This window comes from Streptomyces sp. NPDC090021 (assembly GCF_044748225.1).
Lineage (GTDB): Bacteria > Actinomycetota > Actinomycetes > Streptomycetales > Streptomycetaceae > Streptomyces.
Genome location: NZ_JBIVFO010000008.1, coordinates 96,549 through 108,240, shown reverse-complemented (window position 1 = coordinate 108,240; position 11,692 = coordinate 96,549). Strand labels below are relative to the sequence as shown.

At 71.3% G+C, this 11,692-nt stretch carries 10 protein-coding genes, 1 tRNA gene and 1 pseudogene; 4 read left to right on the top strand and 8 right to left on the bottom strand.

Annotated features, from left to right (window positions below; translation table 11 throughout):
• Positions 1-56: 56 nt before the first annotated feature.
• Complete coding sequence (locus ACIPXC_RS08300) at positions 57-659, top strand: Uma2 family endonuclease (protein WP_401614751.1); 603 nt, start codon at positions 57-59, stop codon at positions 657-659.
• 3 nt (positions 660-662) lie between these two features.
• On the opposite strand, the gene pth is transcribed toward ACIPXC_RS08300, so the two are convergent.
• The 6 genes from pth to ACIPXC_RS08270 all read right to left on the bottom strand — a co-directional run bounded on the left by pth (position 663) and on the right by ACIPXC_RS08270 (position 5,781).
• On the bottom strand, positions 663-1,253 hold the full coding sequence (pth, locus tag ACIPXC_RS08295; RefSeq protein ID WP_401614749.1) for an aminoacyl-tRNA hydrolase: 591 nt from the start codon (positions 1,251-1,253) through the stop codon (positions 663-665).
• 99 nt (positions 1,254-1,352) lie between these two features.
• Entirely contained in the window at positions 1,353-1,946 is a 594-nt protein-coding gene (locus tag ACIPXC_RS08290; RefSeq protein ID WP_401614747.1) for a 50S ribosomal protein L25/general stress protein Ctc, read from the bottom strand.
• Between the two features lie 177 nt (positions 1,947-2,123).
• The gene (locus tag ACIPXC_RS08285; protein WP_046778899.1) at positions 2,124-3,101 is read right to left on the bottom strand and encodes a ribose-phosphate diphosphokinase; all 978 of its coding nucleotides are present in this window, start codon (positions 3,099-3,101) and stop codon (positions 2,124-2,126) included.
• 133 nt (positions 3,102-3,234) lie between these two features.
• Positions 3,235-4,680: a bifunctional UDP-N-acetylglucosamine diphosphorylase/glucosamine-1-phosphate N-acetyltransferase GlmU gene (glmU, locus tag ACIPXC_RS08280; protein ID WP_401614745.1), complete on the bottom strand. Its 1,446-nt coding sequence runs from the start codon at positions 4,678-4,680 to the stop codon at positions 3,235-3,237.
• A 106-nt stretch (positions 4,681-4,786) separates the two neighbouring features.
• Positions 4,787-4,861 (bottom strand) — tRNA-Gln (locus tag ACIPXC_RS08275).
• A 29-nt stretch (positions 4,862-4,890) separates the two neighbouring features.
• The gene (locus ACIPXC_RS08270) at positions 4,891-5,781 is read right to left on the bottom strand and encodes a hypothetical protein (RefSeq protein WP_401614743.1); all 891 of its coding nucleotides are present in this window, start codon (positions 5,779-5,781) and stop codon (positions 4,891-4,893) included.
• A gap of 131 nt (positions 5,782-5,912) precedes the next feature.
• Between ACIPXC_RS08270 and ACIPXC_RS08265 the strand changes: the two genes are divergently transcribed.
• Positions 5,913-7,208 (top strand): sensor histidine kinase, encoded by a 1,296-nt coding sequence (locus ACIPXC_RS08265; RefSeq protein ID WP_401614741.1) that lies wholly within the window; start codon positions 5,913-5,915, stop codon positions 7,206-7,208.
• 859 nt (positions 7,209-8,067) lie between these two features.
• Here the strand turns inward: ACIPXC_RS08265 and ACIPXC_RS08260 are convergent.
• Entirely contained in the window at positions 8,068-8,586 is a 519-nt protein-coding gene (locus tag ACIPXC_RS08260; protein ID WP_401614739.1) for an SUKH-3 domain-containing protein, read from the bottom strand.
• Between the two features lie 2 nt (positions 8,587-8,588).
• Positions 8,589-9,149, bottom strand: a complete 561-nt coding sequence (locus ACIPXC_RS08255; protein WP_401614737.1) for a YwqJ-related putative deaminase — start codon at positions 9,147-9,149, stop codon at positions 8,589-8,591.
• 230 nt (positions 9,150-9,379) lie between these two features.
• On the opposite strand from ACIPXC_RS08255, the gene ACIPXC_RS08250 reads away from it, so the two are divergent.
• Both ACIPXC_RS08250 and ACIPXC_RS08245 read left to right on the top strand, forming a co-directional pair.
• A complete protein-coding gene (locus ACIPXC_RS08250; RefSeq protein WP_401614735.1) occupies positions 9,380-10,375 on the top strand; it encodes an SMI1/KNR4 family protein in 996 nt (331 codons plus the stop codon).
• A pseudogene (locus tag ACIPXC_RS08245) lies at positions 10,365-11,692 on the top strand (hypothetical protein); the annotation flags it as partial. The gene ACIPXC_RS08250 and the pseudogene ACIPXC_RS08245, both read left to right, overlap by 11 nt.

The window sequence follows — 11,692 nt, the reverse complement described above, 5'->3', positions numbered from 1 at the left end:
ATGACGGACACGGATACCGGCCGCTACCGTTGGTGGCCAGGACCAGAATCCCGTCCATGGGAGCAACCATGACCGCCGAGCCCGTACACGACTGGTCGCGGCCCCCGCTGGACGGGTACACCGTGGACGACCTGCTGACGCTGCCGGATCTCCCGCGCCACACTGAGTTGACCGACGGGAGCCTGGTCTTCGCAAGTCCGCAGCGCTTCATCCACTCCGACCTGATCGACTTCCTCGTCACCAGGCTGCGCCAATCCGCTCCGCGGCACACGAAGGTCGCACGCGAGATGACCGTGGTGATCGACAAGCGAAACGGGCCCTGGCCGGACATCTCGGTCGTGCGGCGAGAAGCCTGCACGAGCCCCATGCAGACCCACTTCTACGCCGCCGACGTCATGCTCGCCGTAGAAGTGGTCTCGCCCGAGTCCGAAGCCCGCGACACCGAAACCAAGCTGCACAAGTACGCTGCCGCCGGCATCCCGAACTACTGGATCGTCAAGATCGAGGGCGATGAGGACGCCGTCGAACCGGTCGTGTACGTCTACGTGCTGGATCCCCACACGCGCGCGTACGTCTGCCAGGGCATCCACACCAAACCGTTCAGCGTCGACCGCCCCTTCGCCGCCAGGATCGACTTCGAAGGACTCGACGAGATGTAGCCGCTACGAGTTGTACGCCGACTGCGCCCGTTCCAGCCCCTCCAGCACCAGACACTCCACCGCGTCCGCCGACCGGTCCACGAACCAGTCCAGCTCCTTGCGCTCGGTGGAGGAGAAATCCTTCAGCACGAAGTCCGCGACCTGCATCCGGCCCGGCGGACGGCCGATGCCGCACCGCACCCGGTGGTAGTCCGCACCCATCGACTTCGTCATCGACTTCAGACCGTTGTGCCCGTTGTCCCCGCCGCCCAGCTTCAGACGCAGCGTCGGATAGTCGATGTCCAACTCGTCGTGGACCGCCACGATCCGCTCCAACGGCACCTTGTAGAAGTCCCGCAGAGCCGTCACCGGACCACCCGACAGGTTCATGAACGACATCGGCTTGGCCAGCACCACCCGGCGGTTCGCCGGCCCCGGCGGACCCATCCGGCCCTCGACCACCTGCGCCCGAGCCTTGTGCGCCTTGAACCTCCCGCCGATCCGCTCCGCCAGCAGATCGACCACCATGAACCCGATGTTGTGGCGGTTCCCGGCGTACTCCGCACCCGGATTGCCCAGGCCCACGATCAGCCAGGGCGCCGCGTCGTCCGACATCAAAAGCTCCTTACCGCCTAGAACGAATACGACCGCCGTCCCGCTCCAGTGGAGCCGGACGGCGGTCGGTCAGCAACTGCTGAGGAGAAGGGGCGAGGCTCAGGCCTCGGCGCCCTCGGTCTCACCCTCGGCCTCGGCGGCCGGCTCCTCGGCCTGCGGGGCGACGACCTGCAGGACGGCGGTCTCACCGTCGACGGCCAGGGCGGTGCCGGCCGGCAGCTTCAGGTCGGAGGCGTGCACGGTCGCACCGGCCTCCAGGCCCGCGATCGAGACGGTGATCTCGGTCGGGATGTGCGTGGCCTCGGTCTCGACGGAGATCGTGGTCAGCAGGGTCTCCAGCAGGTTGCCACCGGCGGCCAGGTCACCCTCGGTCACGACCGGAACCTCGACGACGACCTTCTCGCCCTTCTTGACGATCAGGAAGTCGACGTGCGAGATGGTGCGCTTCAGGGGGTGACGCTGCACGGCCTTCGGGATGACCAGCTCGGTGCCGTCGCCCGCGATGTCCAGGGACAGCAGGACGTTCGGGGTCTTCAGCGCCATCATCAGACCGTGGGCCTCGACGTTGACGTGCTTCGGGGCGGTGCCGTGACCGTAGATGACACCGGGGGTCAGGGCGTCACGACGGGCCTGGCGGGCAGAGCCCTTGCCGAAGGTGTCGCGCAGGGCGGCGGAAAGCTTGACCTCGGACATGCTCACTCCTCGTGGGGTGATGGAAAAGGACACAGTCACCCGGCCTGAACGGCCTGCTACGAAGAGCGCGTCGATAACGGAGCACCCGCACACGAAAGTGCGGCCTCCCTCGCCGAGCAACTTCATGAGTCTACCCGGCGGGAAGGCCGCACTTCAAAAGGATCTACGCGGCAGCGACTACTGCTGCTCCTCGAACAGGCTCGTCACCGAACCGTCCTCGAAGACCTCACGCACCGCACGCGCGATCATCGGCGCGATCGACAGCACCGTGATCTTGTCGAGCTCCAGGTCCGACGGGTCCGGCAGGGTGTTCGTGAAGACGAACTCGCTCACCTTCGAGTTCTTCAGACGATCGGCCGCCGGACCCGACAGGATGCCGTGCGTCGCCGTCACGATCACGTCCTCCGCACCGTGCGCGAACAGCGCCTCGGCCGCGGCGCAGATCGTGCCACCCGTGTCGATCATGTCGTCGACCAGGACGCAGACGCGGCCCCTGACCTCACCGACGACCTCGTGGACCGTCACCTGGTTGGCGACGTCCTTGTCGCGGCGCTTGTGCACGATCGCCAGCGGCGCGTCCAGCCGGTCGCACCAGCGGTCCGCCACCCGCACACGACCGGCGTCCGGAGACACGATCGTCAGCTTCGTACGGTCCACCTTCGCGCCCACGTAGTCCGCCAGGACGTTCAGCGCCGACAGGTGGTCCACCGGACCGTCGAAGAAGCCCTGGATCTGGTCCGTGTGCAGGTCGACCGTCAGGATGCGGTCCGCACCCGAGGTCTTCAGCAGGTCCGCCACCAGACGCGCCGAGATCGGCTCGCGGCCCTTGTGCTTCTTGTCCTGACGGGCGTACCCGTAGGACGGGATGATCACCGTGATGGAACGAGCCGACGCACGCTTCAGCGCGTCGATCATGATCAGCTGTTCCATGATCCACTTGTTGATCGGAGCCGTGTGGCTCTGGATCAGGAAGCAGTCCGCGCCACGCGCCGACTCCTGGAAGCGGACGTAGATCTCACCGTTCGCGAAGTCGAAAGCCTTGGTCGGCACGAGGCCGACTCCCAGCTGGTGCGCGACCTCCTCGGCCAGCTCGGGGTGGGCGCGGCCGGAGAAGAGCATCAGCTTCTTCTCGCCGGTCGTCTTGATCCCGGTCACAGCACTGTCTCCTCAGACGTGTTGAAGCTGCTCGCCCCCATGTGCGTCCGTCCCGCACACGGTGAGCCAGCCGAATTGCGTGCACCTATCACGGTACGCCGTTCGAGGCGTACCTGTTTCCGGTCAGTTCACCTCAAGGGCGCTCGGAGTCCTCCGAGACCGCCGACTGCGCAGCCGTGGCGGCGGCACTTCCCGGACGCTTGCGGGCCACCCAGCCCTCGATATTCCGCTGCTGGCCACGGGCCACGGCCAGCGCACCGGGCGGCACATCCTTCGTGATCACGGACCCGGCGGCCGTGTAGGCCCCGTCCCCGATCGTGACGGGTGCCACAAACATGTTGTCCGACCCCGTCTTGCAATGCGAGCCGACGGTGGTGTGGTGCTTGTGCTCGCCGTCGTAGTTCACGAAGACGCTCGCCGCGCCGATGTTCGTGTACTCGCCGATCGTCGCGTCGCCCACGTACGACAGGTGCGGCACCTTCGTGCCCTCGCCGATCGTCGCGTTCTTCATCTCGACGTACGTACCGGCCTTGGCCTTCGCCCCGAGGGTCGTCCCCGGACGCAGGTAGGCGAACGGACCCACGCTCGCCTGCGGGCCCACGACCGCGCCCTCGGCCACCGTGTTGTCCACGCGCGCGCCGGCACCCACCTGGGTGTCCCGCAGCCGGGTGTTGGGGCCGACCTCGGCGCCCTCGCCGATGTGCGTCGTACCCAGGAGCTGGGTGCCGGGGTGCACGATCGCGTCCTGGCCGAAGGTCACGGTCACGTCCACGAAGGTGCCGGCGGGGTCGACGACCGTCACGCCCGCGAGCATGGCCTGCTCCAGCAGGCGCGCGTTCAGCAGGGCACGGGCCTCGGCGAGCTGCACGCGGTTGTTGATCCCCAGGATCTGACGGTGGTCGCTGCCGACGGCCGCGCCGACCCGGTGACCGGCCTCGCGCAGGATGCCGAGGACGTCGGTGAGGTACTCCTCGCCCTGGCTGTTGTCGGTGCGGACCTTGCCGAGCGCGTCGGCGAGCAGAGCGCCGCCGAAGGCGAAGACACCCGAGTTGATCTCGCGGATGGCGCGCTGGGAGTCCGTGGCGTCCTTGTGCTCGACGATCGCGGTCACCGCGCCGCCGGCGTCGCGCACGATGCGGCCGTAGCCGGTGGAGTCCGGCACCTCGGCGGTGAGCACGGTGACGGCGTTGCCGTCGGCGGCGTGCGTCCGCGCGAGCCGGCCCAGGGTCTCCCCGGTCAGCAGCGGGGTGTCGCCGCAGACGACGATCACGGTGCCGTCGACGGGCCCGCCGAGCTCCTGCAGGGCCATGCGGACCGCGTGGCCGGTGCCGTTCTGCTCGTACTGGACGGCGGTGCGGACGTCGGCGTCCATGCCGGCGAGGTGCGCGATGACCTGCTCCCGGGCGTGCCCGACGACCACGACGAGGTGTTCGGGGTCCAGCTCGCGCGAGGCGGCGACGACGTGACCGACGAGCGAGCGCCCGCAGATCTCGTGCAGGACCTTGGGTGTGGCCGACTTCATGCGGGTACCCTCACCCGCTGCGAGTACGACGACGGCTGCCGGGCGGTTGGCGCTCACGGGTGTGCCCTTCGGCTTCGGGGGTGGACCCGTGAAGGATACCGGGGGGCCACGGCCCCGAAACGAGGCCGGGTCCAGACCTCTGCGGTCAGGACCCGAACGTGTTTGGCTCCCCTGCCAGGACTCGAACCTGGAACAAATCATCCAAAGTGACCCGTGTTGCCAATTACACCACAGGGGATAGTAAGCCAGGGTGAACCGGACATTTCGTCACTTGGTCAAACCCGCGGACCCCACTATGCCGCACCAGGCACCCTCAATGCGACGGTACAACTCGCAACCGGCGGCGACGCGGACGATCAGGCATCCCCGGTACTCCGCCCCGGTGTTCTTCCGGATGGTCCTCGGGTTGTGCTTCTTGAGTGTGGTGCGCTGCAGCCGGCTCCGCTCCACTCCGACGAAGTCCGCCCAGTACCGCTCCGCTCCCTCCACGTCGGCCGATTCGTGGATCATCACGCGGAACTTGCGGCGATCGTCGGGGATGCCCATGAGTGTCAGCCAGGCCAGGTAGACGCGGATGACGCCGGGGTCGCTGTTGACGAACGTGACGGTCTCGTCGCGCCGGTACGGCTTGCTCTTGGAGCCTTCCGCCCAATAGAGGGCGACGCCCGCGATGAAGAGGTCGCGATCGCTGAGCGCGCCGACCTCTTTCCGGGCCGCCTCGACCGCGGCCTGCCGTGCCGCCTCCCGGCGGGGGCCCTCGAGGGCCCAGCGCTTGTGTGCGGCGTCCCGGCCCTGCTCGGCCGGTGGTCGGTGATCGACCTTCGGGAGGTCGCGGACCCAGAGGGAGATCGAGCTCTTCGAGCAGCCGAGCTCCAGCTGGATCCGGTCGTAGGTGAGGCCCTGGAGGCGGAGCTCGCGGGCGCGGTCGCGGAGGGCGTCCTTCGCGTTGGGGCGCTTCGTCCATTCGGGTGGCGGCTCACCCTCCAGCAGCCGGTTCAGGATGTCGTTGTTGTGGACGGCCAGGCGGTCGCGGATCTGGCGGCGGCTGAGGCCCTCCCTGCGGAGGGCGACCGCTTGCTCGCGGAGGGAGTCGAAGCTCGCGGCGCCCGTGCGGAGGCCGCCCGCGCCGTCGCCGGGGCGACGTCGGATCTCGGTCATGTCCCTCACTGTCGTCCGGAATATGGGATTCAGGTCTCGATATTTGGTTGATTCACTCGTATGTGCGATTGCTGGTGTTCGCGGGAACTTCTGTCGGTGATCTGTCGGGACGCCTGCGTACGCTGGACGGCATGACCAGTACGGGGGAAGAGCAAGGCCGTGCCGGGCCGCCGTTGTGGTGGGCGCGTCGGCGGGACGTCGTGGTGGACGGTGCGCTGGCCGCGGTGTCCACCACGGAGTGCGCGTGGGAAGGGGTCCGCTTCGCGGACGAGGCGGGCATCCCCGTGGCAGCCGGGGTGCTGTTCGGGGCCGTGGTGGGGGCCACGCTCCTGCTGCGGCGGCGGTGGCCGATCGCCGTGGTGCTCGTGGGGATCGCCGTGGCGCCGGCCGAGATGGGGTTCCTGCTCTCGGTGGCGGCGATGTACTCGCTGGCCTCCTCCGACGTGCCCCGGCGGATCATCGCCGGGCTCGCCTCGATGTCGCTGGTCGCGACCTTCGTCGTGATGTACCTGAAGACACGCGGGGACGTGGAGGCCGATCCGGCGCTCGTGGTCGCGCTGTCCGGGTTCGTCGCGGTGGCACTGACCGTGCCGCCGATGCTGCTCGGGCTCTACATCGGTGCCCGGCGGCGGCTGATGGAGAGCCTGCAGGAGCGGGCCGACTCGCTGGAGCGGGAGCTGTCGCTGCTGGCCGACCGGGCGGAGGAGCGCGCCGAGTGGGCCCGCACCGAGGAGCGGACCCGGATCGCGCGCGAGATGCACGACGTGGTCGCCCACCGGGTGTCGCTGATGGTCGTCCACGCGGCCGCGCTGGAGGCGGTGGTCACCAAGGACCCGGCGCGGGCGGCGAAGAACGCCGCGCTGGTGGGGGACATGGGGCGGCAGGCGCTGACGGAGCTGAGGGAGATGCTCGGCGTGCTGCGGGCGGCGCCGCCGAAGCCGGCCGTGGCGGCGGCCGCCGCCACGGTGGCGCCTGCGGGGCCGGTGGGACCGGCGGGGCCGGTCGCGCTCGTGGGCGGTGTGACGGCGGCGGACGACGGGCCGTCGCTGGAGGAACTGGAGGCGTTGGTCGGCCAGTCCCGGGCGGCGGGGATGGCCGTGGAGATGGTGGTGCAGGGGGAGGGGGCGGCGTACGCGGCGGAGGTGGAGCAGACGGCGTACCGGGTGGTGCAGGAGGCGCTGACCAACTGTCACAAGCACGCTCCGGGGGCGCGGGTCGTCGTGCGGCTGGCGCACCGGGAGAGCGAGGTGGCGATGCAGGTGGAGAACGGGCCGTGCGAGGGGCCGGTGGACGGGGTGGGGCTGCCGAGCGGTGGGAACGGGCTGGTGGGGATGCGGGAGCGGGTGCTCGGGTTGGGCGGGGTCTTCGTGTCCGGCCCGACGGACGCGGGCGGCTTCCGCGTCTCGGCGGTCCTCCCGATCCCCTGACCGTGCCCCTGCGGGGCCCCTGCGGGGTTGCTCGGCGGGTTCCGGGCTGGCTTCGCGGGGTCCGGATCGTCCTGTCGGGCGGGATCCGGGGCTTGCTTCGCGGGGTCGGGAGCGTGCCGCCGGGCCCCTGCGGGGTTGCTCGGCGGAATCCGGGCTGGCCTTGCCCGATCCGGAGCGTGTCGCGGGTCCCGGGTTGCGGGCGCGGTGCGGGTGGGTCGGGGGGCCGGGCAGGGGTGTCTCCTCGGCTCGGCGCGTGCTCTTTGTCCCGGCTGTACCCGGTGGTCGCGCCTCGTCCTGCGGGGACACCCCTGCCCGTCCCCCCTCCAGCGGTACGGGCAGGCTCCGGGAGGGCGTGGTGTCGCCTGGGCGGAGCTGTGGCGTGGGGCGGGGACACGGCGGAGTGTCCCCGCAGGACGAGGCGCGACCAAGGCCGCCTGGCCGGGACAAGGAGTCCGCGCCGAGCCGAGGAGACACTCCGCCGGGGCACCGACCCACACCCCCACACCACCGACCAGCAGACACAGGCCGTACCACCGAGTCCGGCGCAGCGGCAGTGGTCACCCCGGCGGGAGCCGACCCGCACCCCCACACCACCGACCAGCCCAAACCCCGCCTGTACCGCTGAGTCCGGCACAGGGGCAGTGGTCACCCCCGGCGGGAGCCGACCCGCACCCCCAGACCGCCGACCAGCCGAAACTCCGCCCGTACCGCTGAGTCCGGCACAGGGGCATTGGCCACCCCCGGCGGGAGCCGACCCGTACCGCCGAGTCCGGCGCAGGAGTGGCCACCCCCGGCGGGAGCCGACCCGTACCGCCGAGCCCGCCGCAGGCGCTCCGCGCAGCGGAACCGCAGTGGAGGGTCAGGGCTGGGGTTGCGTGGTGAGGCGGGTGGGTTGGAGGCCGGTCAGGAGGAGGGTGAGGGCCTCGTCGACGGTGGAGCCGAGGTACCAGTCGCCGGTGTGGTCGATGCCGTAGACCCGGCCCTCGCGGTCGAGCGCGAGGTGGGAGCCGCCGTCGGCCTCGACCCCGAGGGGGCAGAGCTCCGTGGACAGGGCCCGGCCGAGGTCGGCGAAGGTGCGCGCGAGGTGGAGCCCGGTGAGGGGGTCGATGCGCACCGGGGTCGGGGCGATCTGGCGGCCGGGTCCGGGGGCGGTGACGGTGAGGCCGCCGAACTCGGCCCAGGCCTCGACGGCGGCGGGGAAGACCGTGTGGCGGTGTCCGGCGGGGGTGGTGTGGTCCCGGAGGGCGTCGGCCCAGTACTCGGCCTGTTTGGCGTCCCAGCGGCCGGGCTCCCAGCCGGCGGTCCGCAGCGCGGAGTCCACCGCGACCGGGAAGCGGGTGGTCGAGGAGCGGTCGTAGGAGGCGGAGGTGGTCGTCATGGCTACTCGGCTGGGGTGAGGTCGACGGGGCGTACGCCGAAGTGGGCGAGGAGGGCGTCGCAGGAGCGGCAGGGGGGTGCGTAGCTGCCGTGGAGGGGGTCGCCGTCCTCGCGGATGCGGCGGGCGGTGATCTTCGCGTGCTTGAGGGAGCGGCGGGCCTCGCTGGGCGACAGCGGCTTGCGGGAGGCGCGCCGGGAGCGGGCGGCCTCCACGGCGGCCAGGTGGCGGGAGAGCAGTATCGCTTCGGGACATCGTCCGGTGAAGCGTTCGCGCTGTCCGCTGGTGAGGGTGTCCAGGAAGTCCTGGACGAGGGGGTGGAGCGAGGGGGGCTGGTCGGCCTTGCCGGCGGTGCCGGTGAGGGTTTCGCCGCGCACGGAGAGGGCGGCGGCGATGGTGGGCAGGATGCCGTCCCGGCGGAAGCGGAGGACGGGTGGGGTGGGCCGGCCGTCGCTGCTGCTCCAGCGCAGGCGGGGGTCACCGGTGGGGCCGCCCGTTTCGGTGGGTGTGCCTGTCGCGTCGGCGGTGCCGTCGCCCGGTTCCGTACGTGTTGCCGTGTTCTGCATGGTCGCGCTTTCCCTCCCGTGGCGGCGGTGGTGACCGCTTTCGCGCACGCCCCCGTGCTGCGGGGACAGCCTGCCAAATGTCATCTGTCATACGGAAGCGGGGTCGAATTTTCGTATCAATTCGGATGTTCCTGGCCGTCGGGCTGGTGTGCGGGTCGCGGGCGGCGGAGCCTCTTGCACCAGCGCATAGGCTGTGGTGAACCAGCCAGATCCAGCAGGGGGCTACCGCCATGACGACAGGTCGGCTCGGGCAGCAGGCCGCGCCACCCAACGCCGCTTACTCGGGGCAGGTCGTGCATTTCCCGGACCCGGTCCGGGCCGCTCGGCATCCCCGCGGAGTGCGGATGGACGGTGACGGGTATCCGGACTTCTCCGCCTACGCGCGTGCGGCGGTGGAGATCGCCGAACCGCCCGAGGGTTTCGGCGTGGACGAGTTGCGGCTGACGGACTGCGTGTCCGCGAACGCGGCGATGAAGGCCGCGGGCCACGAGTTGTGGGACACGGTCGGGCCGGTGGCCACCCCGCACGGCTGGACCTGGCACCACGTGGCCGGTTCGCGCCGTATGGAGCTGGTCCCGGTCGAGGTGAAGGCCCTGCTGCGGCACCACGCGGGTCTGGCGACGGCTCCGGTGGACCACGAGAAGCGCGGGACGCGGCCGTTGCAGGAGGTGCGTCCGGTGCACATGGGGCTGCCGAAGTCCGTGGTGTCGGTCTCGGAGAGCCAGGTGCAGGGTGTCGAGGAGGACCTCGGCTACCGGCTGCCGGAGGCGTACCGCTCGTTCCTGAAGGCCTCGGGCGGCTGTGCCCCGGTGGGCGCGGGGCTGGACGTGGAGTTGGGTCTGCTGGTGGACCAGCCGTTCTTCACGGTGCGTGAGGAGGCGGCGGTCAACGACCTCGTCTACGTCAACAAGTGCCTGCGCGACCACCTGACGAAGGACTACCTGTGCGTGGCCTTCGCGCAGGGCGGTCTGATCGCGCTGAAGGTGAAGGGCGAGGGCATCGGCTCGGTGTGGTTCTCGCCCTACGACGACGCACGTGACCAGGACGGATGGTCGGTGCAGGAGCGCGTGGAGCGGCTTTTGCTGCCGTGCGGCGGTGATTTCGATGCCTTCCTGGAGCGGCTGGCGGGCAACCCGCCGGAACTGGAGACGGTGGCCGGTCTGATGGTGGACGGCGGATTCGCGCGTTCGGTTCCGGTGACGCGTGCCGGTACGGATGAGGGGTGACGGCACGGTGGTGACGTTTGCGCAGGCGCAGGAGCGCGCCGAGGAGTGGATCAACGGGGACGTGCCCGCGTACCAGCACCGGGAGGTGCGGGTGCGGGAGTTCGGGCTCGGGTTCGTGGTGTGGGCGGAGGACCGTGCGGCGGGCCCGGTGTCGGGTGGGGGCCGGCAGCGGCTGGTCATCGCGCGGGACAGCGGTGAGGTGACGTTGTGGCCCGGGCTGCCGGTGGGTGAGGTGATCCGGCGGTACGAGGAGGAGTACGGGGCCGTGGCCGCGCCGGCGGCTGCGGAGGCTTCGGTTCCGCCGCCGCGGATCGACTCGGAGCAGACGTCGTTCATGCTGAGTCCGCCGGAGTGGCTGCAGGAGGCGGCGGACCGGGCGGGTATCGCACCCCGGCCGGCCGCGGCTGCCGCGTCGGCGTCCGCGGCTTCGGACGAGGTGTCCGCTGCGGCCACGGATGCGGATTCCGTGGAGTCCGGTCCGGCTCCGGCTTCGTCCACGGCCCCGGCTCCGGGTGCCGCGGACGCGGTGCCGCTGCGGCGCGGGGGCGAGATCCCGTACGAGCCGACGGCCAATGACGGGGTTCCGGCGACTCCCGCGGCCGCAGTGCCGGCGGGTGCCACGCCGTGGGCGGGTACCGATGTGAACTCCGGTGCGGACGAAGCGTCCGTGCCGCTGCCGGCGACCGTGTTCGCGCCGCCGCTGTCCGGGTCGGACCTGGAGGACGCGCCGTCGTCCGGTGTGGCGCCCGAGGCGAAGACGACGCTGATGCCGGGTGGCAGCCGGCTGCCGAGGACCGCGATCGTGCCCGCGCTGGGGTCGTCGCCGCAGGACATCGCGGACGCTCCGACGAGCAAGGCCAAGGTTTCGCCGCCCGCTGCGGGTGCCGGTGCTTCGGCTCCGGGGCAGCCGCCCGCGCCGCCCGCGCCTCCTGGTCCGCCCGGGGCTCCGGGTGCGGGTGCGCCGCAGCCTCCGGGTCCGCCGGGGGCTCCGGGGTCGATGGGCCGTGGGTTGGATCATGCCGCGACGATGTTGGCCGGTCCGGCCGTGACGGGGCAGCCGCCGGCGCCTCCGGGTCCGCCCCCTGCGCCCGGGGCTCCGGGGCAGCCGCCGGCGCCTCCGGGTCCGCCGGGGGCTCCGGGGTCGTTGGGCCGTGGGTTGGATCATGCCGCGACGATGTTGGCCGGTCCGGCCGTGACGGGGCAGCCGCCGGCGCCTCCCGGTCCGCCCCCTGCGCCCGGGGCTCCGGGGCAGCCGCCGGCGCCTCCGGGTCCGCCGGGGGCTCCGGGGTCGTTGGGCCGTGGGTTGGATCATGCCGC